We start from the raw sequence: 24,011 nt of genomic DNA, 5'->3' as shown, positions 1-24,011 counted from the left end.
TAGTGCCGTTGCAGGTGGCGGGAAGGGTGGTCTACGACGTGAATGATGTGACCGACTACTTCAAACAGCCTTGATCCAGATCAATGTATGAACAGGTGCCCCGGTTGATCGTATGCCAACCCGATGAAGACTGCGACCGCTGGCCGCAGAGGCCGGCCATTGCCTGCGCCTACAATGCCGTTTCTCCCCCGTCGCCCGTGAAGACCCTTGAGCGCTGCCGAAACAACCCCCGACGCCCTGTCCCAGGACGCCGAGACGACCCGCCAGCGGCGCGCCCGCAGCGCGTGGCTGGCCGATCTGGCGCGGCCTGCCCGAGGCCGCCAGCGGCTGGCGGCACTGTGCATCAGCCTGTCCGGTGCCCTGTTGATCGGCCAGGCGGCCGCCATCGCCTGGCTGGTGCAGCAGGTGCTGGTGGAGCGTGCGCCGCTGGCCTCGGGGTTGCCGGTGCTGGGCGGTCTGGCGGCGATCCTGGTGGCGCGCACACTGCTGGGCAGCGCCACCCAGGCCGCCGCCGGTGATGTGGCCGATGCCGCGCGGTTGGCCCTGCGTGAACGCGTGTTCGGACGCCTGCTCGGCCATGGGCCGCTGTGGCTGCGCCAGCGCCGCACCGGCGAACTGGGCGAACTGATGCTGCATCACGCTGATGCGATCGAGAGCTATTACAGCGGTTTCCTGCCGGTACGCACCGAAGTAGTGGTGGTGCCGCTGCTGATCCTGGCCGCCGTAGCCTGGGTCGACTGGGTGGTGGCGCTGATCCTGCTGTTCACTGCACCGTTGGTACCGTTCTTCATGATGCTGGTGGGCTGGGGGGCCGAAGCGGCCGGCCGCGCGCAGCTGGGTGAGCTGGCGCGGATGAGCGGCCATTTCGCCGACCGCATCAAGGGCCTGGGCCTGCTGCGCCTGTATGGCCGCGGCGAGGCTGAGCTGGAGGGGATCGAGGCGGCTGCCGAAGGCGTGCGCGTGCGCACCCTGAAGGTTCTGCGCATCGCTTTCCTGTCGTCCACGGTGCTGGAGTTCTTCGCCTCGGTCAGCGTGGCGATGGTCGCCCTGTACCTCGGGCTGAGCTATCTGGGCATGATGTCGCTGCATGCAACGGTACCGACGCTGGGGGCGGGCCTGTTCTGCCTGCTGCTGGCGCCGGAATTCTATGCGCCGCTGCGACGGCTGGCCGCCCACTACCACGACCGTGCCAATGCGCTGGCTGCCGCTGCCGAGGTGGAGCGCCTGCTGCAGTCGCTGCCCGATGAGCAGGGCCTGATCGAGAACGAAGCTGCGCCGCTGGCGGTGGAGCCGGCCGAGGCCGCGCTGCCGCCGCTGCGGGCACAGGGTCTGGTGCTGCGTCCGCTGGGCGCGCCGCACGATGTGCTGCAGGATCTGGACGTGCTGCTGGAACCGGGCCAGCGCCTGGCCCTGGTCGGTCCCAGCGGGTCCGGCAAGAGTACGTTGCTGGAGGCGCTGGCCGGTTGGCTGCCGCCGCGTGCCGGCAAGCTGCAGGTGCGTCCCGGCGTGCAGGTGGCCTATGCCAGCCAGCGTCCGTACCTGTTCCACGGCAGCATCGCCGACAACCTGCGCCTGGCCGATCCCGGCGCCAGCGATGCGCGCCTGCGCGCGGTGGCCGAGGCTTCGCAGGTACTGCAGTTTGCGCAGCGCCTGCCGCAGGGGCTGGATACGGTGATCGGCGAACGTGGCTTCGGCCTGTCCGGTGGTGAGGCGCGTCGCATCGGCCTGGCCCGCCTTCTGCTGCGTGATCCGCAGGTGCTGCTGCTGGACGAACCCACCGCGTTCCTGGATGCCGATACCGAAGCGGCATTGCTGCGCAGCCTGGCCGCATATGCACGTGGCCGCAGCGTGGTGGTCGCCACCCACAGCCCGGCGGTGATCGCCTGGGCCGATCGTTGCCTGCTGCTGCCGGAAGGCCGCCTGGTAGAACCGGCACAGGCGGTGCGCGCATGAGCCGTTCACCTGATTCGCTGCGCGCGGTGTTCCTGCGTCATCGTCCACGCCTGTTGCTGACGATCCTGTTGTTGTGGACCACGATGCTGGCCGGCACTGCATTGCTGGGCCTGTCCGGTGGTTTCCTCACCGCGGCCGCGCTGGCCGGTGCCGCAGGCCTGGGGCAGGGATTCAATTTCTTCTCGCCGTCTGCGGGTATCCGTGGCTTGACCATGGCGCGCATCGTGTCGCGCTACTTCGAAAAGCTGGTGGGCCACGATGCCACCCTGCGCATCGCCCGCGATCTGCGCGTCTGGTTCTTCCGCCGCGCGCTGCCACTGGCGCCGGCACGGCTGGGGGCTACGCGTACCGGCGAGTTGCTGGCGCGACTGCTGGGCGACATCGGCGAAGTTGATGGCCTGCTGGTACGTGCGATCGGGCCGCTGGTGGCGCTGGGTGCGCTGTCGGTGGTGGCGGTTGCATCGGCGGCGCTGATCCTGCCGTCGGCGGCAGTCCTGCTGGCGGTGCTGGCGCTGCTGATCGCCTTCGGTGTGCCGTGGCTGGGCGTGCGTGGCCACGATGATGAAGAAGCCGACCGCGCCGCACATCGCGCCGCATTGCGCACCGCGGCCTTTGAGGGGTTGGAGGGGGCGGGAGATCTGGCCGCGCTGCATGCCGATGCCGCGTGGCAGCTGAAGGTGCGCGTGGCAGCCAAGCAGTTGGCCTCGCGTGACCGCCGCCGTCGCTGGCGCCTGATCGCGGCCTCGACCCTGCACGGCCTGGTGGCCGGGCTGGGCCTGGTGGCGATGCTGGCGTTGGCCCTGCACGCCGCCGAACAGCAGCGCATCGCGCCGGAGATGGCGGCGGGCCTCGTGTTCCTGACCGTGGCGTTGATCGAACTGTGGGCCGGCATGGGCCTGGCCTGGCAGTCGCTGCAGTCCGGGCGCATTGCCGCAGATCGCCTGCAGGCGATCGTCGAGCAACCGCCGACGGTGGACGATCCGCAAGTGCCACAGCCGGTGCCGCAAGCCGCGCGCGTGCATTGGGACGATGTGCATTTCCAGTGGCCGGGCGCGGCGCGGCCGGTGCTGTCCGGCCTCCAGCTGACCCTGGCGCCAGGCGAACGCATCGCCATCCGCGGCGACAGCGGCAGTGGCAAGACCACGCTGTCCAGCCTGCTGCTGCGGCTGTGGGATCCGCAGCAGGGGCGAATCACCTATGGTGGCCGCGATCTGCGCGACGTCGCCCAGGCTGAGTGGCACCAGCAACTGGCGTGGCTGCCACAGAACGCACCGGTGTTTGCCGGCAGCGTGGCAGAAAACCTGCGGCTGGGCGATCCCGATGCCAGCGACGCCGCCTTGTGGGCGGTCCTCCGTCGCGTGCGCCTGGGCGACTGGGCCGAGCGCAACGGTGGCCTGCAGGCCTGGGTGGGCGAGAACGGCGCGACGATGTCGGCCGGCCAGGCGCGACGGCTGGCGCTGGCGCGGGCGCTGCTGCGCAACGCGCCGATCCTGCTGCTGGACGAACCAACCGAAGGGTTGGACGTGGATACCGCACGTGCGCTGCTGCACGATCTCTCCGGGTTGCTGGACGGGCGCAGCCTGTTGATGATCACCCACGACGACCTGCCCGAAGGCGTGGTCGATGCGCAGTACCGGTTGCGTGATGGGGTGTTGATCCGCGAATCGTGACGATGGTCCGGTAGTGCCGGCCGCTGGCCGGCAATTGAAGCGTCTGAGGTTGCCGGCCAGCGGCCGGCACTACCGATGGCGAGGGTTATCGCGAAAATTCGCGCAGCAGTACCGCGATCGAGGCCACGTTGGCCAGCACGCACAGCCAGAACACCCATTGGAACGCGGCCTTGCGGTGCTTGTGGCGGAACATCGCCTGGCCCAGCAGCGCGCCGGGCCAACCACCGGCAAAGGCCAGCAGCTGCAGGGTGCGCTCGGGAATCCGCCACTGCTTTCGCTGCGCCGCGCGCTTGTCATGGCCATAGAGCCCGAACGACACCGCGCTGGCCAGCACGCACCAGCCGCCCAGCCACAGCGGCAGCACGCCGCTGATCATCAGCGCGATCAACGCGCCGAAGGCAGCCAGCGCGAGATTACGCCGCCACGCCACTTACAGCGCGTCGAGGAAGCCGCGCACGGCCGGGCCGAAACGCTCGAAATCGACGAGGAAGGCGTCGTGGCCCTGCGGCGATTCCAGGCCGATGAAGTGCGCATCGGCACCGCCGGCGCGCAGGCCATCGGCAATCTGTTGCTGCTGCTGCACGGGGAACAGGATGTCGGTGTTGGCGCCGATCGCCAGCGCCTTCTCCACACGGATCTTCGCAAGCCCGGCCAGCACGTTGCCGTCGGCATACTCGGCCAGGTCGAACCAGTCCATCGAGCGGCTCAGGTACAGGTAGCAGTTGGGATCGAAGAAACGCACGAAGCGCCGTGCGTGGCCTTCCAGATAGCTTTCCACCTGGAATTCCAGGCCGAACGGATCGTCGTCGGTCTGGTCCGAATCCAGCCGCACGCGGCCGAAGCGGCCATCCCACTCCAGCGCCGAGCGGTAGGTGATCACGCCCAGCTTGCGCGCCATGCGCATGCCGGACTCGGGGTACTCGGCATCGTCGTAGTGGCCGCCATTCCAGCGCGGGTCAAGGCGGATTGCCTCGCGCTGCAGCGAGCGGATCGCGATCGAGAACGGCAGTGCCTGCGCGCTGCCGGAAATGTTGACGTGGCTGCGCGCGATGCCCGGATGCAGCATCAGGATGGCAAGGGCCGTCATGCCGCCCATCGAGTTGCCGACCACGCAGGCCAGCCGCTCGATACCGAGTGCACGCACGACGTCGACGGCGGCGCGGGCACCGTCTTCGATCGACAGCTCGGGGAAGTCCAGGCGGTAGGGCTCACCGTTGGCCGGGTTGAGCGAAGCGGGGCCGGTCGAGCCCTTGCAGCTGCCCAGCGAATTCACGCATACCACGAACCAGCGGTTGGTATCGATCGGCTTGCCGGGGCCAACCATCGCTTCCCACCAGCCCGGTGCCGGGTTGGCCTCGTTGGCCGCTGCATGCGCGTCTGGGGACAGGCCGGTCACGATCAGGATCGCATTGCTGGCATCGGCCGCCAGCGTTCCCCAGGTCTCGTAGGCCACGCGCGCGCCGTGCAGGGCGCCACCGCGCTTGAACGGGAACGGCGAAGGCAGGGCGTGGAAGCGGGTGCCGGGCGGGATGAATTCGGTCATGCACGCATTCTAGCGGGGCGGCATGTGGAGCTGGCGACACGCTGGATTCCATCGGCGATGCAGGTAGTGCCGGCCGCTGGCCGGCAACCTCATGAATCCTGATGCGCCTGCGTGGTTGCCGGCCAGCGGCCGGCACTACCGGGCGGCGCGTTATGGAAACCGCAGTTCCACCACGCCTTCATGCGGCAGGCTTACCTTCACTGGAACGCTCTGCAGGTCGCCCTCGCTGCGATTGGCGCTACCAGTACGCGAGATGCGTGCCAGCACTTCCACTTCGCGATGGGCCGACAGCGGTGCGGTTGGCATCGGACTGTCACCGTCGCCCAGCCCGACCGTGTCCGGGAATCCGCTCAGCGGCAGCTTGCGAGCGGCCACCGGCATCGGCGGGCCGCCGACGGCACGGGCCAGCACGAACACCTGGGTGCTGGCGGGCCACTCGGCGTTGTTCAGTGCCGGCAGCTGCACGCGCACCTGCAGCTGCGCCGGTGGCGCCGCAACGCCAGCATCGGGCGCATGGCCGGCGGCCTCGCGGGCAATCGCGATCTGCGCCTGCAGCGCCTGCGCGGCAGCCGGTTCCAGTCGCGGCAGCAGGCCGCTCCACACGTCCGCAGCCTCGGCATTCCTTCCGCGTTGGCGCAGGGCGATGCCCAGCAGCCAGCTGGCGCGCTCGGCGTCGGGGGCCTGTGTACGTGCCTGCTGCAACCAGGTCATCGCGGTGTCATCGAACTGCTTGCCGGCATCAGCCTGCGCGCGCGCCTGCGCGGCTTCCACCAGCACGCCCGGATCATCCGGTGCCAATTCGGCGGCCTTCGCGAAGGCGTCTGCCGCAGCTGAGGCATTGCCCAGTTCGGCCTGCGAACGCCCGAGCAATGCCCAGCCATCGGCACGCTGAGGGTCGCGCTTCAGTGCATCCTGCAGGGCCTGCACGCCATCGCGCAGGGTGGCCACCGACGGCGTCGGCTGTACCTGTGCTGCACGCGGATCACCGACCAGCAGGTACAGGCAGGCACCGGCCACGCCCAGTGCGAACACGCCGACCACGAAACCGCGACGACCGTGGTGGCGCAGCGGCCACAGCACCAGTGCTGCCATCAGCGCTGCAACCAGGCCGGCCAGCACCGGCAGCCAATGGTTCACCATTCGTCTCCTTCATCGGCCTTGCCGGCCGGCGCCGCGCCGACGGTGCGTCCACGTCGGCGGACGATGCCCAGCACCACCAGTGCACCGGCGCCGAGCACCAGCAGGGGGCCACCCCACAGCAGCCAGGTGCCCGGCTGCAACGGTGGTTGATAGAGCACGAACTCACCGTAGCGGGCGACCAGGAACTGCTTGATCTGTGCGTCGTCGTGGCCCTGCTGCATCAGCTGCAGCACCTCGCGGCGCAGGTCCTGCGCGATCTGTGCGTTCGAATCGGCCAGCGACTGGTTCTGGCACTGCACGCAGCGCAGTTGTGCGGCCAGGTCATGGAAGCGGCGCTCCTCGGCATCGTCGCGGAACTGCAGCGGCTGTGGATCGTGCAGCGGCTGCTGGGCCAGCACGGCCAGCGGCAGCATCAGGAGCAGCAGCGCCAGCAGCCAGCGCATCGGCTCAGGGCGCCGTATGCAGGGTGTTGCCGGCACTGCCCTGGGCCTTCTCGATCTTCTCCAGTGCCGGGATCAGCTTCTCATCGATCACGCGCTGGGTCATCGCGCCACTGTACTTCCAGCGCACGATGCCGCTGCCATCAACCAGGAAGGTTTCTGGCGCAGCGGTCACGCCCCAGTCGATCGCGGTGCGGCCCTCGACGTCGCTGAGCACCACCATGAACGGGTTGCCCAGCTGCTCCAGCCAGTGCAGCGCGTCGGTCGGATCATCCTTCCAGTTGTAGCCGATCACGCGCACGCGCTTGCTCTCGGCAAAGCGGGTCAGTACCGGGTGTTCTTCGCGGCAGGCCGCGCACCAGCTGCCCCAGACGTTCAGCAGATAGGGCGCGCCGCGCAGCTCGTCGCTGTGTACGATCATTTCCGGGTCATGCAGCACCGGCAGCGCGAACGCCGGCGCCGGCTTGTCGATCAGCGCCGACGGCAGCACGTCGCGCTGCGGGTCGCCCGATTTCATCACCCCGTAGATCATCAGCCCGAGCAGGCCGAAGAAGAACAGCACGCCGATCACGATGGCTACCGGCGGCAGCGGGCGGGAGGGGCGCGGGGCGGGGGACTCGGACATGGGAACTCCTACGGACGACGGAAACGGCGGTCGGCGGCGGTGATGAATCCGCCCAGGGCCATCAGCAGCGCGCCGAGCCAGATCCAGCGCACGAACGGCTTGATGTGCACCCGGACCGCCCATGCATTGTTGCCCAGCGGCTCGCCCAATGCCACGTAGACATCGCCGTCGAAGCGTGCATCGATGCCGGCCTCGGTCATCACCTGGCCGCCACTGGCGTACTGGCGCTTCTCGGGATGCAGCAGGGCCTGCTCGCGGCCGTTGCGGAACACCCGCAGGTGGCCCCGATCAGCGATGAAATTCGGCCCTTCGCGATGGTCCACGCCTTCGAAGCGGACTTCGTAGCGACCGACCACCAGCTGCTGCCCCGGCGCCAGCGCCACTTCGCGCTGCACGTTCAGCGCTTCGACCAGCAGGGCGCCGGCCAGGAACACCGCGATGCCGGCGTGGGCGACGATCATGCCGAGCATCTCGGCGGTGAAGCGGCCATTGCCGCGCAGGCGCTGCCAGACGAAGCGCGCGGTGCCGAGTGCGACCCAGGCCGCAGCGGCGACGCCGATGCCGGCCTTCCAGCCATTCTGCGGTGCCTGCCACCAGGCCAGCGCGCCCAGTAATACCGCCAGGCCCAGCCAGGGTGCCAGCAGCGCGAAGGCGCGCGAGGGCTGGTCACGCTGCCATTTCACCAGCGGGCCGAACGGCAGCAACAGGATCATCGGTGCCATCAGCAGCAGGAACAGGCTGCCGAAGTAGGGCGGACCGACCGAGATCTTGCCCAGCGACAGCGCATCGGCCAGCAGCGGGTACAGCGTGCCGAGCAGCACCATCGCGCAGGCGGTGGCCAGCAGCAGGTTGTTGGCCAGCAGCAGGGTCTCGCGCGAGGTGGCGGTGAAGCCACGGCGCGGATCATCGGCATCCACGCTCAGCTGGCTGGCGCGCAGCGCGTACAGCAGCAGGCTGCCACCGATCAGCACTGACAGGAACACCAGGATGAACAGGCCGCGCGAAGGATCGGCAGCGAATGAATGCACGCTGGTCAGCACGCCCGAGCGCACCAGGAAGGTGCCCAGCAGCGACAGCGCGAAGGCGGCGATCGCCAGCAGCAGGGTCCAGCTGCCGAAGGTGCCGCGCTTTTCGGTGACGGCCTGTGAATGGATCAGTGCCGCACCGACCAGCCACGGCATGAAGCTGGCATTTTCCACCGGGTCCCAGAACCACCAGCCGCCCCAACCCAGCTCGTAGTAGGCCCACCAGCTGCCCAATGCGATGCCCAGGGTCAAAAAGCCCCAGGCGACGTTGGTCCACGGCCGCGTCCAGCGCAGCCAGCGCGCATCCACGCGACCTTCCAGCAGCGCGGCCACTGCGAATGCGAAGGGCACCGCGAAGCCTACGTAGCCCAGGTACAGCATCGGTGGATGGATGATCAGCCCCGGATCCTGCAGCAGCGGATTGAGGTCGCGGCCTTCCAGCGGCGCCGGGTTCAGGCGCAGGAACGGATTGGAGGTGAAGATCAGGAAGGCGAGAAAGCCGACGCTGACCACGCCCATCACTGCCAGCACGCGGGCCTGCACCGGTGCCGGCAGGTGCCGCGAGAACAGCGCCACCGCGCCGGTCCACAATGCCAGCACCAGCGCCCACATCAGCAGCGAGCCCTCGTGCGCGCCCCACACCGCCGAATAGCGGTAGATCAGCGGCAGCAGCGAATTGGAGTTCTCGGCCACATAGCGCACCGAGAAATCCTGCTGCACGAACGCGGTGGTCAGCACCGCGAAGGCGCCGGCCAACAGCAGCAACTGCGCGAAGGCGGCAGGCCGCGCCACTGCCATCCATGCCGCGTTGTTGCGATGCGCACCGGCCAGCGGCAGGCCGGCCTGCAGCAGCGAGGCCAGCAACGCACACAACAGCAGGATCTGACCCAGTTCGGGCAGCACTCAGCGCACCTCGGGGGCTGTCACCGGCACGTCGTGCTTGCGATGGGCATCGCCCATCTTGTCGGCCACTTCCTTCGGCACGTACTTCTCATCGTGCTTGGCCAGCACTTCGTCGGCGACGAAGACGCCGTCCTTCAGGCGGCCACTGGCGACCACCGCGGTGCCTTCGGCGAACATGTCCGGCAGGATCCGCGAGGTGGTCACCGCCAGCTGTGCATCGCCGTCGGTCACGTCGAAGCGCGCCTCCAGCGAGCCGACCGGGCGGTTGAAGGAGCCCTTCACCACCATGCCGCCCAAGCGGAAACGCGACTGTGCATCGACATCGCCGCGCAGCACTTCCGAAGGGGTGTACAGGTAGGCGATGTTGCGTTCCAGCGCCATCGCCACCAGCGCGGTGGCCAGGCCGGAGGCGAGCAGGGCCAGCAGCACCCACACCAGGCGGCGACGCTGCACCGGGGTCATCGTTCCAGCTCCGTCGACAGCGGCGTCGCCGCGTCCTGCCTGCCAGCGCGGGTCTGCTGCCGCTGCTGGCGGGCCAGTGCCAGCCGGCGCGCCACGCGCAGGCGCAGCCACGAACCGAGGGCATCGGCGCTGAGCACCAGCACGAATACGGCGTAGGCGCCGATCACATAGGGCAGGTGTGTCATGGCTGGGCCTCCCGGGTGGCGCGCGCGGCATCGACACGGCCGCCGACCCAGGCCTTGCCGGCCTCGCGGTCGAGATTGTCGGCGCGGGCCTTGGCCAGCACCGAACCGGCGAACCAGAACTTGGTGCCGATCACCATCCACCACAGCGGCGCGATCATCGCGCTGCTGATCGCCGATTCACCGAACACGTTGATCGACTGGCGCTGGTGCAGGCCGCCCCACCAGTCCACCGAATAGCGGATCACCGGCAGCAGGCTGACACCTACAATGGCCAGCAGGCCAGCGGCGCGCGCGGCGCTGCGGCGGTCTTCGATGGCGTGGTACAGGCCGATCACGCCCAGGTACAGGAACAGCAGTACCAGTTCGCTGGTCATGCGCGGGTCCCAGTCCCACCAGGTGCCCCAGGTGCCCTTGCCCCAGATGCTGCCGGTCAGCAGGGTGATGAGGGTGAAGCCGGCGCCCATCGGCGCGCAGGCCATGGCCAGGATCTCGCAGACCTTGATCCGCCAGATCAGCGCGATCGCGGCATACAGCGCCATCAGCGCGAACACGAACAGGCTCATCCAGGCACTGGGGACGTGGATGTAGAGGATGCGGAAGCTGTCCAGCTGCTTGGCTTCCGGCGGCACCACCAGCAGCGCCTGCCACATGCCGACCAGCAGCACCGGCACTGCGGCGAGGTAGAACACCCGCGACCAGCGGGCAGCGAAACGGTCGAACGTGGGAGGCGAACCGAGTTGGTGGAACCAGCGGACAATCGGATTCATGCGTGGCGGCTATCCAGCAGGGGTGGATTGGCTCTCAGCTCGGTCAACTCAGAGAAATACGTATTGCAGCGGCGGTGGCCAGCGGCGCCAGCACCAGCGCGACCAGCAGGCCGGCGCCCAGCATCAGCAGCGCACCGACCGGATCCTGCCCGCGCCCGGCTGCCGCCAGGCTGCCTGCGCCGAACACCAGCACCGGCACGTACAGCGGCAACGACAGCAACGCCACGAGAATACCAGAGCGCCGGATGCCAACGGTCAGTGCAGCGACCACGCCACCGATCAGGCTCAGCAACGGCGTTCCCAGCAGCAACGATGCCAGCAACATCGGCAGCTGGTCATGCGGCAGATGCAGCATTTCGGCCAGCAGCGGGCTGACCACGATCAGCGGCAGTGCCGTGGTGGCCCAGTGCAGCAGCACGCGCACCAGTACCAGCCAGGCCAGCGGCACCGGCGCCAGCAGCCACTGTTCCAGCGAGCCATCTTCGGCGTCGGAACGGAACAGCGAATCCAGCGACAGCTGTCCCGCCAGCAGCACGGCCAGCCACAGCACCGCGCCGGCGGTGGCGGCCAGCAGTTGTGGCTCACGACCCTGGGCCAGCGCGAACAGCACCACTACCAGCACCGCGAACAGCAGCGGTTGCAGCGCGTCGCCGCGGCGGCGCCAGAGCAGGCGCAGGTCGCGCTTGAGCAGGGCGCCCGCGGTCTGCCACAGGCCCGGTTCGGTGCCCGGCGCGATCATGCCGCACCGCCGAGGTCGAGCTGGCGGGTGCGCACCGGCGGTGCGGCATAGGCGCCGTGGGTGGTGACCAGCGCAGCGCCACCGGCGCGCAGGTGCGCCGAAATCATCCGGTTGACCAGAGTGATGCCCTCCAGGTCGAGGTTGGCGTAGGGTTCGTCGAGCAGCCACAGTGGCGCCGGCGACAGCCAGATGCGCGCCAGTGCCAGCCGCCGCTTCTGCCCGGCCGACAGGTGGCGTACCAGAGTGTCCTCGTAACCGGCCAGGCCGACGATGGCCAGCGCGTTGCCGGGCATCTGCCGCGCACGGCGGCCGTGCAGGCCGCACAGGAAGTGCAGGTTCTCCAGCGTGTCGAGGTCCGGCTTCAGCGCCGGCAGGTGGCTGAGATAGGCGACATAGCGCGCACGCTCGGCGTTGCTGGCCGGCTTGCCGTCGATCCGCACCTGGCCGGCCCCGGGCCGGGCCAGGCCGGCCAGCACGCGCAGCAGGGTGGTCTTGCCGGCGCCATTGCCACCCTGCACCAGCAGGGCTTCGCCGGCGTCCACATGGAAGTCCAGCGGGCCGAACACCGGCTCGTCATTGCGGGAGAAGCTCAGGCCGCTGGCGGCCAGCAATGCAGGGGTGTCCAAGGGGCAGGGATCTTCATGCCGGAGTGCGGTGGCAATTGTAGCGGTGAATTCACAGGGTAGTGCCGGCCGCTGGCCGGCAATTTCGCCATCTGCCAGCCGAGGTTGCCGGCCAGCGGCCGGCACTACCGACGCGCGGATTGCGTAAACTCGGAGGCCTTGTTCCCCACAGTCCAGGCCGATGCAACCCACCACCAAGCTGCCCAAGGTCGGTACCACGATCTTCACCGTGATGTCCCAGCTCGCCGCCGAACACGGCGCGGTCAACCTGGGCCAGGGTTTCCCGGACTTTTCCGCGCCGCAGCGCCTGATCGATGAGACGGCCAAGGCGATGGCCGCCGGGCTCAACCAGTACCCGCCGATGACCGGCGTAGCCCCGCTGCGCCAGGCCATCGCCCAGAAGGCGCTGGACTGCTACGGCGCGCAGGTGGATGCGGACAGCGAGATCACCGTCACCAGTGGCGGTACCGAGGCCATCTTCAACGCCATCCACGCCGTGGTGCGTGCCGGCGAAGAAGTGATCGTGCTCGACCCGGCCTATGACTGCTATGAACCGGCGATCGATCTGGCCGGTGCCAAGGCCGTGCATGTGTCGCTGGATCCGCAGACCTTCGCCGTCGACTGGGACCGCGTGCGTGCGGCGATCACCCCGCGCACACGCATGCTGATCGTCAACACCCCGCACAACCCGTCCGGCGCGATGCTGTCGGCGCAGGACATGCAGGCGCTGGCCGAGCTGCTGCGCGGCACGCAGATCTACCTGATCTCCGATGAGGTGTATGAGCACATCATCTATGACGGCCGCCGCCATGAATCGGCGCTGCGCTACCCGGAACTGCGCGAGCGCGCGTTCGTGATCTCCAGCTTCGGCAAGACCTACCACTGCACCGGCTGGAAGATCGGCTATGCGATCGCCCCGCCGGCGCTGACCGCCGAGTTCCGCAAGGTGCACCAGTACAACACCTTCACCAGCTTCGGCCCGGCGCAGTACGGTTTCGCCGCGATGATCCGCGATGAGCCGGAACACCACCTGGAACTGGGCGCGTTCTACCAGACCAAGCGCGACCGTTTCCGCGAGCAGCTGGCCAGCACCCGCCTGAAGGCGCTGCCGGTGCCGGGCGGCTACTTCCAGCTGGTCGACTACTCGGCCATCAGCGACCTGCCGGACCATGAGTTCGTGAAGTGGCTGACCATCGAGAAGGGCGTGACCGCCATCCCGCTGTCGCCGTTCTACGAGACTCCTCCGGCCGGCCAGCGCCTGGTGCGCCTGTGCTTCGCCAAGAACGAAGCGACCATGGACGCGGCGATCGAACGCCTGCGCCTGCTGTGAGCGGAGGCGTGGACATGCAGGATCTGCGTATTTCCCTCGTCCAGGGCGACACCCGCTGGCACGACCCGGCCGGCAACCGCGCCTACTACGGCGCGCTGCTGGCACCGCTGGCCGGCACCACCGACCTGGTGATCCTGCCGGAGACCTTCACCAGTGGTTTCTCCAACGAGGCCATTGCCCAGGCCGAAGGCATGGACGGCCCGACCGTGGCCTGGGTGCGCGAGCAGGCCAGGGCCTTGAACGCGGCGGTGATCGGCAGCGTGCAGCTGCGTGATGGCGAAGGCGTCTACAACCGCCTGCTGTTCGCCACGCCCGATGGCACGCTGGAGTACTACGACAAGCGCCACCTGTTCCGTTACGGCGGCGAGCACGAGCGTTATGCCGCCGGCCGCGAGCGCCTGAGCGTGGAATGGAAGGGCTGGCGGATCAATCCGCAGGTCTGCTACGACCTGCGCTTCCCGGTGTTCTGCCGCAACCGCTACAACGTCGAGCGTCCGCAGCAGCTGGACTTCGATCTGCAGATCTTCGTGGCCAACTGGCCGTCGGCGCGCGCCTATGCGTGGAAGACCCTGCTGCGCGCGCGCGCGATCGAGAACCTGTGCTTCGTGGCGGCGGTAAACCGCGTCGGCGTGGACGGCAACCAGCTGCACTACGCCGGCGACAGCGCGGTGATCGACTTCCTCGGCCAGCCGCAGGTGGAGATCCGCGAACGCGAACAGGTGGTGACCACCACCATCTCGGCCGATGCCTTGGCCGCGCATCGCGCGCGCTTCCCGGCGATGCTCGATGCCGATGCCTTCCACCTGGATGAACAGGCCTGAGCCACGGCCTGAACACCGCCGCACCAGCGCGCGCGCCTGCATCCAACGTGCACGCGCGCACTGCTAGATTCGCCGTCAGTCCGACCGAACTGGAAGTCCTGCCATGAACAAGCCTTTCGCCGTGCTGCTGGCCCTGTCTGCTGCAACGCTGGCCCCGGCTGCGCACGCTGCCGGCAATCTCGATTGCCAGCTGCGCTACAACCTGTCCGGCTGGTCGCTGATCTACAAGACCGCCTCCGGCAACGGCACCGTCACCTGCAGCAATGGCGCCAGCATGCCGGTACGTATCGAAGTGAAGGGCGGCGGCCTGACCGTGGGCAAGTCGAAGATCACCAATGGGCGTGGCAGCTTCACCGGTGCGGTCAGCGTCAACGAACTGCTGGGTACCTACGCCTCGGTGGGTGCGCATGCGGGTGCGGTGAAGTCCAGCAACGCGCAGGTGATGACCAAGGGTGACATCTCGCTGGCCCTGTCCGGTACCGGCAAGGGCTGGGACCTGGGCGTGGACGGCGCCGCCTTCACCATCAGCCGGCGCTGATCCCAAAAAAAGGGGACGGACGGGATTAAGTCGCTTTCGCCCCTTTGAGGCAAAAACGACTTAATCCCCTCCGTCCCCTTTTTGTATCAGATGCCGTCGGTGTTGGTGCGCACGATCAGCTTCCAGCGGATGTCGCCCTCGTGGGGCGCGTGCTGGTGATGGGATTGGGGCGGGAATGGATCGTTCTTGTTGCACGTCACTTCACGCTTGCAGCCCTTGCACCGATAGATGCCTGACGCCTGGACCTTCTCGGCCGGGCCATGCGTGTCAGTCCATACCTGTGTGACCTTCTCTGCCTGCAGGTGCGCTGCTTCGGTGTACCACGCCATCGTCAATGCCTCATGTTGCGGGTGAGGGTTCACGATAGGCGTTCATCGCGTTGCTCGCGTCGACCTATGGCACTAATTGCACGTTTTCAAAGAATTCCTAGCTCACGCTTTTCATCCGCGCATGGCGTGGATCTGCCAACGGATCGACCCACCAGACAAAGAAAAACCCCGGCCTGCGCCGGGGTTTTTCATTTCAACGTGGCTGCCGATCAGCCGCCGCGTGGGCCGCTACGGCGCGGGCCGCCCGGGCCGCGGTTGCCGCCGGGACCACGGTTGCCACCCGGACCGCCGGGGCCGCGGTTACCTCCGGGGCCACGGTTGCCACCGCCCGGGCCGCGACCGCCCGGACGGGCGCCGTGTGCCGGCTTCGGGCTGCCATACGGGTTGAAACCCGGGGTTGCATGGTCGGACGGGAAGCTCGGAGCGTTGCCCGGATGACCGTACGGGTGCTTGTTGCCCTGGCCCTGCGAGCGGTTGCCGGCACCGGCCGGACGACCCTGGCCGCCTGCGCCGCCACGGCCTTCACCACCGAAACCGCCACGGCCCTGGCCGCCGGCGGCACCCGGGCCCTTCGGCTTGCCGTACGGACGGCCCTGGCCGCCCGCGCCCGGTCCACGGGCACCCGGGCCACGTGCGCCCGGGCCGGCATTGCGGTGCCCGCTCGGGCCAGTGCTCACGCCATCGGGCACGTACCAGGTGCGGAACGCGGCCGGATTGCCTTCCGGCAGCGAACGGTCATTCTTCGGCGCGCGCTGCTTGAACGGCTTCTGCGACTGCTTGGCTGCTGCTTCACCGCTGACCGTCAGGCCGCCCTTGAAGCCGCCACCCTTGCCGCCGCGACCACGGCCGCGGTCTTCGCGGACGTTGTCGAAACGGCGCAGCTCGCGACCTTCGTCAGCGGTGTTGTGGCCATTGACGTAGGCATTGCCGCGGCCACCTTCGCGCACGCGCACGGTGGTCTTTGCGGCGCGGCGCTGGCCGATCACCGGCTGCAGCGTCAATGCCGACGGAGCGCCTTCTTCCAGCTTCAGCTGCGCACGCAGCGCTTCCACCTGAGCGGTGCCCAGTTCCACCGAATGGCCACGGGCCAGTTCGCGCGGCAGGCTCACCTTGCCATAGCGGGTGCGCTTCAGGCGGCTGACCTGGCAGCCCTGCGATTCCCACAGGCGGCGCACTTCGCGGTTGCGGCCTTCCTTCACCACGACGCGGAACCAGTCGTGAGAATCGGTGCCGCCGATGCGTTCGATCTCATCAAACTTGGCCGGACCGTCTTCCAGTGCGACGCCACGGCTGAGGCGGTCGACGATGGCGTCGGAGACCTTTTCCTCGCCTTCCGGTGCACGCACGCGCACCACGTACTCGCGCTCGACCTCGAACGACGGGTGCATCATGGCGTTGGCCAGCTCACCGTCGGTGGTGGCCAGCAGCAGGCCGGTGGTGTTGATGTCCAGGCGGCCGATGGCGATCCAGCGCGCGCCCTTCAGCGGCGGCAGCGACTCGAACACGGTCGGGCGGCCTTCGGGATCTTCGCGGGTGGTCACCTGGCCTTCCGGCTTGTTGTAGACCAGCACGCGCGACGGCTCGGCCAGGGCAGTGGCGACGAAGCCACGGCCATCCAGTTCGATCCTGTCGCCGCTCTTGACCGACATGCCGGTCTGCGCGACTTCACCGTTGACCTTGACCAGGCCTTCGGCGATGCGCTGTTCCAGCGCGCGGCGCGAGCCGAGGCCGGCCTGGGCCAGCACCTTGTGCAGGCGCTCTTCCAGCTTGAACTGTTCGGAGGTGGCTTCGCGCTTCAGCGAGAGCTTGTTACGGGGGGTGTCACTCATCAGTTTTGCTCCGGCCGACGGTTTCGAGGTCGGCCTCTGGTTCGGAATCGGCTTGGTCAACAGCCACGGTCGTCATCGCGACGGCGTTGTCTTCGCGTTCGTTCACTGGCACCGCGCGCTCGCCCGGCGCGGAATCGGGGTGCCCATCATCGAGGGGCGAAGGTGCTTGCTCATCGGAGGCCGATGCAGGGGCTGCATTGGCGGAATCGGGGGTGTCACTGCCGGCCAGGCCGGCGTCATCGTTCGCGGCAACGCCATCGGCGCCGGCCGAGATGTCCGGACCCTCGGCACCGGCCACGGCCGGTGCATCACGGTCCAGGGCCAGCTGCGGTTCCAGCTCACCCAGGTCCTTCAGTTCCGACAGCGGCGGCAGTTCGTCCAGCCGCTTCAGCCCGAAGTAGTCCAGGAAGCCCTTGGTGGTGCCGAACAGCGCCGGCTTGCCGGGCACGTCGCGGTGGCCGACCACGCGGATCCATTCGCGTTCTTCCAGCGCCTGGATGATGTTGCTGCTGACCGCCACGCCGCGCACCTGCTCGATCTCGCCGCGGGTGATCGGCTGCCGGTAGGCGATCAGCGCCAGGGTTTCCAGGGTGGCGCGGGTGTAGCGGGTCTTGCGTTCGGTCCACAGCCGGCTGATCCAGCCATGTACTTCGCCGGTGACCTGGTAGCGGAAGCCGGAGGCGACCTCGACCAGTTCCACGCCACGACCTTCGCAGGCCTCGCGCAGGCGCTCCAGCGCACGTTCGATGCTGCCCGGCGGTGCCGGTTCCTCTTCCGGAAACAGGTCCTTCAGCTGGGCCAGGGTGAGTGGCTGGCTGGAGGCCAGCAGGGCACCCTCGACAATGCGGTCGATCAGCGATTGATCCATCGGCAGTCAGCGCTCACTCGTTGGCATTGGCGGCGTCGTTGTCGTCGAACTCGCTGCTGAACTGCAGCGGCGCGTTGGTGTTTCCAGCGGCCAGCGACTTCACGTAGATCGGCGCCAGCGGTTCTTCCTGGACGATGTCCAGCAACTGTTCCTTGGCCAGTTCCAGCACCGCCAGGAACGTGACCAGCACGCCCAGCTTGCCTTCTTCGGCGGTGAACAGCCCTTCAAAACGATAGAACTTGCCGTCTTCCAGGCGTCCCAGTACTTCGCCCATGCGTTGCCGCACGCTCAGTGCTTCGCGCTTGATGGCGTGGCCGCTGAACAGCTCGGCGCGCTTGAGCACGTCGTGCAGGGCCAGCAGCATTTCCTTCAGGTCCACCGGCGGCGGCAGCTTCACCGTGGCGCGCTCGGGCATGAAGGCATGCGCCACCGTGGTGTCGCGGTCCTGGCGGGGCAGGGCGTCGATGTCCTCGGCGGCCTGCTTGAAACGTTCGTACTCCTGCAGCCGGCGCACCAGCTCGGCGCGCGGGTCGGCCTCATCGCCTTCCTCGCTGACCGGGCGCGGCAGCAGCATCCGCGACTTCACCTCGGCCAGGATCGCGGCCATCACCAGGTACTCGGCCGCCAGCTCGAAGCGCAGCTCGCGCATCACGGTGATGTATTCCACGTACTGCCGGGTGATTTCGGCCACGGGAATGTCCAGCACATCCAGGTTCTGGCGGCGGATCAGGTACAGCAGCAGGTCCAGCGGGCCTTCGAAGGCGTCCAGGATGACTTCCAGCGCGTCCGGCGGGATGTACAGGTCCTGCGGGATCTGCAGGACCGGTTGCCCATGCACCACGGCCAGCGGCATTTCCTGCTGCTGGGGGGCGGGCGGCCGGGTTGGCGGGTTCGCGTCGAGCGCGAGTTCGGAAGTCATCTAATGGACATCAGGATTGCAACGGACCAGTCGCGGCACCGGGTTCGCCGGGCCAACGCCACGGAGCCCCAGGGCACCAGACACGCCGGGATCGGCGCGATTCCACACATATCAAACAGCAGGACGCGCCGCAGTAAACGGCAGCGACAGAACTACGGGGAGGTCGTCTACGTGGCCCGGCCAGGTGGTCCGGTTTGAAGCAGCGGATCTGTCGTCGGGGGCTGCGTGGCCGCAGAATCCGACGGGCTGCTGCATCCAGCCACGTGCAATGGAGTCTAGGGTAAGCCTTTGCTGCGCCAGTGTCCAGCCGGACCGGGGCAGGGGCTGCATTGGCTAGAATCGGCGGACCCGACAACGCGAGCGAGGAAATGCCGGTGTGGTATGTGATCGAAGGGTATGACGGCCAGGATGTGCTGGCGCAGCGGCTGCAGGCGCGGTCGGAGCATCTGGCGCGGCTGCATGCGCTGCGCGACGCGGGACGCCTGCTGCTGGCCGGGCCGTGCCCGGCGGTGGACAGTGAAGACCCGGGCCCGGCCGGTTTCAGCGGTTCGGTGGTGATCGCGCAGTTCGAGTCGCTGCCGCAGGCCCAGGCCTGGGCCGATGCCGACCCGTACGTGGCTGCAGGCGTCTACACCCGCGTGCAGGTCCGCCCGTTCCGCAAGGTGCTGCCGTGAACGCGGAACGGATCGAGCGGATCCGTGATGCGCTGCAGCAGGCGCTGGCGCCGAGCGTGCTGGAGATCGAGGACGACAGCCATCGTCACGCCGGCCATGCCGGTGCGCGCGACGGGCGCGGCCATTTCAACGTGCATGTGGTCAGTGAGCGCTTCGCCGGGCTGGGGCCGCTTGCCCGGCACCGCGCGGTCTATGCCGCGCTGGGGTCGATGATGGAGACCGATATCCACGCGTTGTCCATCCGCGCGCAGACCCCGTCAGAACAGGGCTGAGCCCTTGTCCCACGCTGTCCTGGCGGGTCCTTCATGGCCTCGCTACGGACAGGTTTTCATGTCCATTTCGGGACATTCGCCTAACGGACTGTTTACAAGCCTGGATGGAAACGCTTACATTCCGCGCCAATGCTGGTAGGTCCAAGCCGTGGAGGGCGGCTTCGTGAACAAGGCAGCTATCACAATCAAAGACGTCGCACGCGAAGCCCGGGTCTCCGTGGCCACGGTTTCCCGCGCGCTCAACGGGCATGAAAATGTCGCCGAACCGGTCCGCCAGCTTGTGCTGGAGGTGGCCGCACGGCTGCGTTACACCCCGCACGCCGCCGCCCGCAGCCTGAGCAGCCGCCGCACCAATACGGTGGGCGTGGTGCTGCCTGACCTGTACGGCGAATTCTTCTCCGAGCTGATGCGCGGCATTGACGGCGTGGCCCGCAACCGCCGCCAGCACCTGCTGGTGTCCAGCTACCACGGTGACCAGGAACAGCAGGGCGCCGCCCTGCGTGCCATGCGCGGCCGCGTCGACGGCCTGCTGGTGCTTTCGCCCTATGCCGAGAGCCCGGGCTTCCTGACCGACAACCTGCCGCAGTCGTTGCCGACGGTGTTGATCAACACCTATCTGCCCGGCCAGGACCACCCGGTGCTGAGCATCGACGACCACGCCGGCGCAATGGCGATGACCCGCCACCTGCTGGATGCCGGCCACCGCCGCATTGCCTTCATTTCTGGTCCGGACCTCAACTTCGACGCGCGCGAGCGCCTGCGCGGCTTCCGTGACGCGCTGGCGGCTTCTGGCGGTGGCGCCGAAGGCATCGAGTTGCCCGGTGATTTCGACGAAGCTTCCGGCCATCGTGCCGGTCAGGAGTTGCTGGCAGCCGGAGCGCTGCCCGATGCCGTATTCGCCGCCAACGACATGATGGCCCTGGGCTGCCTGTATGCGTTCACGCAGGCAGGGGTCCGTGTGCCGGCCGATGTGGCCCTGGCGGGTTTCGATGACATTCCACTGGCGCGTTTCGTCCACCCGTCGCTGACCACCATGCAGGTCAGCATCGCCGAGCTCGGCGACCGGGCCATGACGCGTCTGATGCAGTTGATGGACGGCACCTCCACGGATGGGGCAGGGGACAAGCAGACCCTGGTTCCCCGCTTGATTGTTCGCGATTCCACCACTCCGCCATCCGGCCGTTGAAGCCAGAGGCGTTTCTTCTTTTTTTTGACTGATCGCAGGGACCGCGCAAGCGGTTACCGCCACCCGGAGATTGAGTTGATGATGCATACCACCTTCCGCATGCCGGCGCGCCGGCTGCTGAGCACCGCTCTGGTCAGCTGCCTGATGCTGGCTGCCGCCCCGAACGTCATGGCGCAGTCGGCCAACGCCAGCCTGCGCGGCCAGGTTGCCGGTGCCCAGGCCGGCACCGAAGTGACCGCCACCAACGTGGCCACCGGTACCGTCCGCCGTGGCACCATCCGCGCCGACGGCAGCTACTCGCTGATGGGCCTGGATCCGGGCACGTACAACGTGGTCGCCAACGGCCAGACCCAGAAGGTCACCGTCACCGTGGCTTCGACCGCGACGCTGAACTTCGCTGGCGCAGCCAGCAGCACCCCGGGCTCGACCGCGGCCACCAACCTGGACACCGTCAACGTTGTTGCGCCGACCCTGCTGCAGGAAGTGCGCACCTCCGAAGTTGGCAAGACCGTCAGCCTGCAGCAGATCCAGACCACCCCGCAGGTGTCGCGCAACTTCCTGGAGTTCGCCGACGCGGTGCCGGGCCTGATCTTCACCCGCGATGCCAAGGGCAACACCTCGCTGCGCGGCGGCGCCACCAATGCAGATGGCACCAACGTCTACATCGACGGCGTCGGCCAGAAGAGCTACGTCAAGGGCGGCGGCGTGGCCGGCCAGTCCGGCAGCGCCGGTAACCCGTTCCCGCAGCTGGCCATCGGCGAATACAAGGTCATCAGCGGCAACTACAAGGCCGAGTATGGCCAGGTGTCGAGCGCCGCAGTGACGGCTGCGACCAAGTCCGGTACCAATGAGTTCAAGGGTGAGGCGTTCTACCGCTACACCGATGAAGACATGCGAGCCAAGACCCCGGCCGAGCGGCAGGGCGGCAAGGAGAAGATGGTCTCGGCCGAGAAGGAATACGGCTTCGCCCTGGGCGGCCCGATCATCCAGGACAAGGCGCACTTCTTCGTGACCTACGAAGCCAAGCGCTTCGACCTGCCGGTCACCATCGCGCCGGATGGCGCGGTCACCGGCGCTGCCGGCCTGCTGCCGCCCGCCGGTGCCGCCGGCCTCGGCCCGGCCAGCCAGCCGTTCCAGCAGGATCTGATCTTCGGCAAGATCGACTTCGAGCCGACCGACAACGACCGCATCGAGCTGACCTTCCAGGACCGCGACGAAACCCAGTCGCAGTTCAGTGGCCAGACCTCGCCGGAAGCCGGCCGTGAAGTGGTCAACACCGACCGTCGTTATGCCCTGCGCTGGAACCACAGTGGTGAGCGCTACTACAACGAGTTGATGGTCACCCACGAAGACTCGTTCAACAACCCGACCCCGCTGACGCTGGCCAACGGCATCACCTACACCGCACCGGACGGCCCCGAAGACCGCACCATCGTGAAGATCGGTGGCGCCTCGGCACTGGATTCGCAGGTGAAGGGCCAGAAGGGCTGGTCGATCGAAGACAACCTGACCCTGGATGGCATCCAGTGGGCCGGTGACCACACCATCAAGATGGGCGTGAAGTACAAGGCGATCGATCTGTACGCATCCGATGCGGCGCAGATCAATCCGACCTTCACGTACTCGCTGGGCGATCCGGACTTCCCCGATTCCATTCCGTACAAGGCGCAGTTCGTCAAGCCGGTGACCGGCGTGACCGGCGTGTCCGGCGAAGTGCGTTCGAAGTCCAAGCAGTACGGCGTGTTCATCCAGGACGACTGGCAGGTCAACGATCACCTGCAGCTGAACATCGGCCTGCGCTGGGACTACGAAAAGACCCCGTCCTACCTGGACTTCGTGACCCCGCAGCAGGTGGTCGACGCCATCTATTCGCAGGATCCGCGCGCCCCAGCTGGCCAGACCTATGCCGATTCGCTGGCACTGGGCGGCCTGGACATCAGCGACTACATCAGCAACGGCCACAACCGCAAGGCGTTCAAGGACGCCTGGCAGCCGCGCCTGGGCTTCTCGTATGACATCAACGCCGACGAGCAGCACGTGATCCACGGTGGTGCCGGCCGTTCCTACGACCGTGACCTGTTCGACAACCTGCAGCTGGAAACCACCAAGCTGGCCCTGCCGCAGCCGACCATCTACTTCCGCAACCCGGCTACCGGCGCCTGCATCAACGGCCAGGCCGCCTGCTATGACTGGAACCCGAACCTGCTCAACGGGATCGGCAACCTGCAGGCCCTGGTCGGCGCGACCAGCAATGCCGGCCTGGAAGTGGACCTGCTGAACAACAAGCTGAAGGCGCCGTACTCGGATCAGTTCAGCCTGGGCATGAGCAACCAGATCGGCGACTGGCTGACCGACGCCACCATTGCCCGTACCCTGAGTTACGACGGCTTCGCCTTCACCCTGGGCAACCGCTACCCGACCGGCCAGTTCTTCGATGATCCGCGCCTGTGTGGTGGCACCTCCCCGGGCCTGAGCCAGGCCTGGAGCTGCAACGTGCCGGGCTTCGGCAGCCTGATCATCGGCCAGCAGGGCATCAAGACCCGTGCCACCCAGGTCCTGTTGTCGGCACAGAAGCCGTTCACCAAGGAAAGCGGCTGGGGCACCTCGATCGCCTACACCTGGACCACCGCGCGCCATAACCGCGACATCAACGAGAAGTACGCCTTTGACCGCGGCCTGATCGGTGACTACCCGACCATCCGCTCCAACGGCGCACCGCGCCACCGCCTGGTGGTGACCGGTTCGTACGCGGGCTTCTGGGGCATCACCTTCGGCGGCAAGATCACCCTGGCCACCCCGACCGCCGTCAACGACTGGTACCCGGTGATGCAGGCCAGCGGCTACACCCTGCCGACCCCGCAGGCGGCCGTGCCCAACGCAACCGGCAAGTTCCTGGTGGGTGGCAAGATCTTCGGCTACCGTTCGGTTGACCTGCAGGCGACGAAGACGTTCAAGCTGGCGGGCAACACCGAGCTGTACGCCCGTCTGGACATCATCAACGTGTTCAACTTCGACAACTTCTCCACCTACAACTACGTCAAGACCAACGGCAAGCTGCAGGCCAGCTACAACGAGACCGGCGACATCATCGGCACTCCGCGCCAGGTGAAGGCCGAGGTGGGCTTCCGCTTCTAAGCGGCGCCGCCTGCTGCTGTATCCGATGCCGCCGG

At 67.7% G+C, this 24,011-nt stretch carries 24 protein-coding genes; 9 read left to right on the top strand and 15 right to left on the bottom strand.

Features of this window, described 5'->3' with window-relative positions; all coding sequences use genetic code 11:
- Positions 1–207: 207 nt before the first annotated feature.
- Positions 208–1,953 (top strand): thiol reductant ABC exporter subunit CydD, encoded by a 1,746-nt coding sequence (gene cydD / locus ACSDHM_RS12195; protein WP_353080615.1) that lies wholly within the window; start codon positions 208–210, stop codon positions 1,951–1,953.
- Positions 1,950–3,623, top strand: a complete 1,674-nt coding sequence (cydC, locus tag ACSDHM_RS12190) for a thiol reductant ABC exporter subunit CydC (RefSeq protein ID WP_334271383.1) — start codon at positions 1,950–1,952, stop codon at positions 3,621–3,623. Before cydD ends, cydC begins: the two co-directional genes overlap by 4 nt.
- 85 nt (positions 3,624–3,708) lie before the next feature.
- On the opposite strand, the gene ACSDHM_RS12185 is transcribed toward cydC, so the two are convergent.
- From ACSDHM_RS12185 to ccmA, 11 genes are all read right to left on the bottom strand, one after another.
- Positions 3,709–4,053, bottom strand: a complete 345-nt coding sequence (locus ACSDHM_RS12185; protein ID WP_061478025.1) for a DUF1294 domain-containing protein — start codon at positions 4,051–4,053, stop codon at positions 3,709–3,711.
- On the bottom strand, positions 4,054–5,166 hold the full coding sequence (gene metX / locus ACSDHM_RS12180; protein WP_072168381.1) for a homoserine O-acetyltransferase MetX: 1,113 nt from the start codon (positions 5,164–5,166) through the stop codon (positions 4,054–4,056).
- A 150-nt stretch (positions 5,167–5,316) separates the two neighbouring features.
- Positions 5,317–6,306 carry a tetratricopeptide repeat protein gene (locus ACSDHM_RS12175; RefSeq protein WP_439426301.1) on the bottom strand — a complete coding sequence of 330 codons (990 nt, stop codon included), beginning with the start codon at positions 6,304–6,306 and terminating at the stop codon, positions 5,317–5,319.
- Positions 6,300–6,749, bottom strand: a complete 450-nt coding sequence (locus tag ACSDHM_RS12170; protein ID WP_072168379.1) for a cytochrome c-type biogenesis protein — start codon at positions 6,747–6,749, stop codon at positions 6,300–6,302. Before ACSDHM_RS12170 ends, ACSDHM_RS12175 begins: the two co-directional genes overlap by 7 nt.
- A gap of 4 nt (positions 6,750–6,753) precedes the next feature.
- Positions 6,754–7,371 carry a DsbE family thiol:disulfide interchange protein gene (locus ACSDHM_RS12165; protein WP_072168378.1) on the bottom strand — a complete coding sequence of 206 codons (618 nt, stop codon included), beginning with the start codon at positions 7,369–7,371 and terminating at the stop codon, positions 6,754–6,756.
- A gap of 8 nt (positions 7,372–7,379) precedes the next feature.
- The gene (locus ACSDHM_RS12160; RefSeq protein WP_439426300.1) at positions 7,380–9,299 is read right to left on the bottom strand and encodes a heme lyase CcmF/NrfE family subunit; all 1,920 of its coding nucleotides are present in this window, start codon (positions 9,297–9,299) and stop codon (positions 7,380–7,382) included.
- Positions 9,300–9,761, bottom strand: coding sequence for a cytochrome c maturation protein CcmE (gene ccmE / locus ACSDHM_RS12155; RefSeq protein ID WP_088496664.1), 462 nt, complete (start codon positions 9,759–9,761; stop codon positions 9,300–9,302).
- Positions 9,758–9,946 (bottom strand): heme exporter protein CcmD, encoded by a 189-nt coding sequence (locus tag ACSDHM_RS12150; protein ID WP_061478018.1) that lies wholly within the window; start codon positions 9,944–9,946, stop codon positions 9,758–9,760. The genes ccmE and ACSDHM_RS12150 overlap by 4 nt, the downstream gene beginning before the upstream one ends.
- The gene (ccmC, locus tag ACSDHM_RS12145) at positions 9,943–10,713 is read right to left on the bottom strand and encodes a heme ABC transporter permease CcmC (protein ID WP_061478017.1); all 771 of its coding nucleotides are present in this window, start codon (positions 10,711–10,713) and stop codon (positions 9,943–9,945) included. The genes ACSDHM_RS12150 and ccmC overlap by 4 nt, the downstream gene beginning before the upstream one ends.
- Before the next feature lie 43 nt (positions 10,714–10,756).
- Entirely contained in the window at positions 10,757–11,452 is a 696-nt protein-coding gene (ccmB, locus tag ACSDHM_RS12140) for a heme exporter protein CcmB (protein WP_006456616.1), read from the bottom strand.
- On the bottom strand, positions 11,449–12,078 hold the full coding sequence (ccmA, locus tag ACSDHM_RS12135; protein WP_252744466.1) for a heme ABC exporter ATP-binding protein CcmA: 630 nt from the start codon (positions 12,076–12,078) through the stop codon (positions 11,449–11,451). The genes ccmB and ccmA overlap by 4 nt, the downstream gene beginning before the upstream one ends.
- 178 nt (positions 12,079–12,256) lie before the next feature.
- Here ccmA and ACSDHM_RS12130 point away from each other — a divergent pair, with 178 nt between their 5' ends.
- The 3 genes from ACSDHM_RS12130 to ACSDHM_RS12120 all read left to right on the top strand — a co-directional run bounded on the left by ACSDHM_RS12130 (position 12,257) and on the right by ACSDHM_RS12120 (position 14,764).
- Positions 12,257–13,405: a pyridoxal phosphate-dependent aminotransferase gene (locus tag ACSDHM_RS12130; protein ID WP_252744465.1), complete on the top strand. Its 1,149-nt coding sequence runs from the start codon at positions 12,257–12,259 to the stop codon at positions 13,403–13,405.
- 14 nt (positions 13,406–13,419) lie between these two features.
- A complete protein-coding gene (locus ACSDHM_RS12125) occupies positions 13,420–14,226 on the top strand; it encodes an amidohydrolase (protein WP_061478015.1) in 807 nt (268 codons plus the stop codon).
- 103 nt (positions 14,227–14,329) lie between these two features.
- Positions 14,330–14,764, top strand: a complete 435-nt coding sequence (locus ACSDHM_RS12120) for a hypothetical protein (RefSeq protein ID WP_061478014.1) — start codon at positions 14,330–14,332, stop codon at positions 14,762–14,764.
- An 86-nt stretch (positions 14,765–14,850) separates the two neighbouring features.
- Here the strand turns inward: ACSDHM_RS12120 and ACSDHM_RS12115 are convergent, their stop codons facing one another.
- The 4 genes from ACSDHM_RS12115 to ACSDHM_RS12100 form a co-directional block, all read right to left on the bottom strand.
- The gene (locus tag ACSDHM_RS12115) at positions 14,851–15,093 is read right to left on the bottom strand and encodes a hypothetical protein (RefSeq protein WP_005417638.1); all 243 of its coding nucleotides are present in this window, start codon (positions 15,091–15,093) and stop codon (positions 14,851–14,853) included.
- Positions 15,094–15,302: 209 nt separating this feature from the next.
- Positions 15,303–16,922: a pseudouridine synthase gene (locus ACSDHM_RS12110; RefSeq protein ID WP_072168372.1), complete on the bottom strand. Its 1,620-nt coding sequence runs from the start codon at positions 16,920–16,922 to the stop codon at positions 15,303–15,305.
- Positions 16,915–17,790 carry an SMC-Scp complex subunit ScpB gene (gene scpB / locus ACSDHM_RS12105; protein WP_072168371.1) on the bottom strand — a complete coding sequence of 292 codons (876 nt, stop codon included), beginning with the start codon at positions 17,788–17,790 and terminating at the stop codon, positions 16,915–16,917. The genes ACSDHM_RS12110 and scpB overlap by 8 nt, the downstream gene beginning before the upstream one ends.
- A 13-nt stretch (positions 17,791–17,803) precedes the next feature.
- Positions 17,804–18,709: a segregation and condensation protein A gene (locus tag ACSDHM_RS12100; RefSeq protein ID WP_005417635.1), complete on the bottom strand. Its 906-nt coding sequence runs from the start codon at positions 18,707–18,709 to the stop codon at positions 17,804–17,806.
- Positions 18,710–19,083: 374 nt separating this feature from the next.
- Between ACSDHM_RS12100 and ACSDHM_RS12095 the strand changes: the two genes are divergently transcribed.
- From ACSDHM_RS12095 to ACSDHM_RS12080, 4 genes are all read left to right on the top strand, one after another.
- Positions 19,084–19,383, top strand: coding sequence for a YciI family protein (locus ACSDHM_RS12095; protein ID WP_188241082.1), 300 nt, complete (start codon positions 19,084–19,086; stop codon positions 19,381–19,383).
- Positions 19,380–19,655, top strand: a complete 276-nt coding sequence (locus ACSDHM_RS12090) for a BolA family protein (RefSeq protein WP_005417632.1) — start codon at positions 19,380–19,382, stop codon at positions 19,653–19,655. Before ACSDHM_RS12095 ends, ACSDHM_RS12090 begins: the two co-directional genes overlap by 4 nt.
- 148 nt (positions 19,656–19,803) lie before the next feature.
- Complete coding sequence (locus ACSDHM_RS12085; protein ID WP_005417630.1) at positions 19,804–20,841, top strand: LacI family DNA-binding transcriptional regulator; 1,038 nt, start codon at positions 19,804–19,806, stop codon at positions 20,839–20,841.
- Positions 20,842–20,919: 78 nt separating this feature from the next.
- Positions 20,920–23,976, top strand: a complete 3,057-nt coding sequence (locus tag ACSDHM_RS12080; RefSeq protein WP_061478011.1) for a TonB-dependent receptor — start codon at positions 20,920–20,922, stop codon at positions 23,974–23,976.
- The last annotated feature ends 35 nt before the right edge of the window (positions 23,977–24,011 follow it).

It is taken from the genome of Stenotrophomonas sp. T8 (assembly GCF_051853085.1).
Lineage (GTDB): Bacteria > Pseudomonadota > Gammaproteobacteria > Xanthomonadales > Xanthomonadaceae > Stenotrophomonas > Stenotrophomonas sepilia.
Note: the sequence above shows the minus strand (reverse complement) of the source record. Positions and strands in the feature narration are given on the sequence as shown.

Bases quoted from the DNA above. Each gene is read 5' to 3' on its own strand.
- cydC (WP_334271383.1), top strand. From the start codon at position 1,950: ATGAGCCGTTCACCTGATTCGCTGCGCGCGGTGTTCCTGCGTCATCGT.
- metX (WP_072168381.1), bottom strand. From the start codon at position 5,166: ATGACCGAATTCATCCCGCCCGGCACCCGCTTCCACGCCCTGCCTTCG.
- ACSDHM_RS12175 (WP_439426301.1), bottom strand. From the start codon at position 6,306: ATGGTGAACCATTGGCTGCCGGTGCTGGCCGGCCTGGTTGCAGCGCTG.
- ACSDHM_RS12170 (WP_072168379.1), bottom strand. From the start codon at position 6,749: ATGCGCTGGCTGCTGGCGCTGCTGCTCCTGATGCTGCCGCTGGCCGTG.
- ACSDHM_RS12165 (WP_072168378.1), bottom strand. From the start codon at position 7,371: ATGTCCGAGTCCCCCGCCCCGCGCCCCTCCCGCCCGCTGCCGCCGGTA.
- ccmE (WP_088496664.1), bottom strand. From the start codon at position 9,761: ATGACCCCGGTGCAGCGTCGCCGCCTGGTGTGGGTGCTGCTGGCCCTG.
- ACSDHM_RS12150 (WP_061478018.1), bottom strand. From the start codon at position 9,946: ATGACACACCTGCCCTATGTGATCGGCGCCTACGCCGTATTCGTGCTG.
- ccmC (WP_061478017.1), bottom strand. From the start codon at position 10,713: ATGAATCCGATTGTCCGCTGGTTCCACCAACTCGGTTCGCCTCCCACG.
- ccmB (WP_006456616.1), bottom strand. From the start codon at position 11,452: ATGATCGCGCCGGGCACCGAACCGGGCCTGTGGCAGACCGCGGGCGCC.
- ACSDHM_RS12130 (WP_252744465.1), top strand. From the start codon at position 12,257: ATGCAACCCACCACCAAGCTGCCCAAGGTCGGTACCACGATCTTCACC.
- ACSDHM_RS12125 (WP_061478015.1), top strand. From the start codon at position 13,420: ATGCAGGATCTGCGTATTTCCCTCGTCCAGGGCGACACCCGCTGGCAC.
- ACSDHM_RS12120 (WP_061478014.1), top strand. From the start codon at position 14,330: ATGAACAAGCCTTTCGCCGTGCTGCTGGCCCTGTCTGCTGCAACGCTG.
- ACSDHM_RS12115 (WP_005417638.1), bottom strand. From the start codon at position 15,093: ATGGCGTGGTACACCGAAGCAGCGCACCTGCAGGCAGAGAAGGTCACA.
- ACSDHM_RS12110 (WP_072168372.1), bottom strand. From the start codon at position 16,922: ATGAGTGACACCCCCCGTAACAAGCTCTCGCTGAAGCGCGAAGCCACC.
- scpB (WP_072168371.1), bottom strand. From the start codon at position 17,790: ATGGATCAATCGCTGATCGACCGCATTGTCGAGGGTGCCCTGCTGGCC.
- ACSDHM_RS12100 (WP_005417635.1), bottom strand. From the start codon at position 18,709: ATGACTTCCGAACTCGCGCTCGACGCGAACCCGCCAACCCGGCCGCCC.
- ACSDHM_RS12080 (WP_061478011.1), top strand. From the start codon at position 20,920: ATGATGCATACCACCTTCCGCATGCCGGCGCGCCGGCTGCTGAGCACC.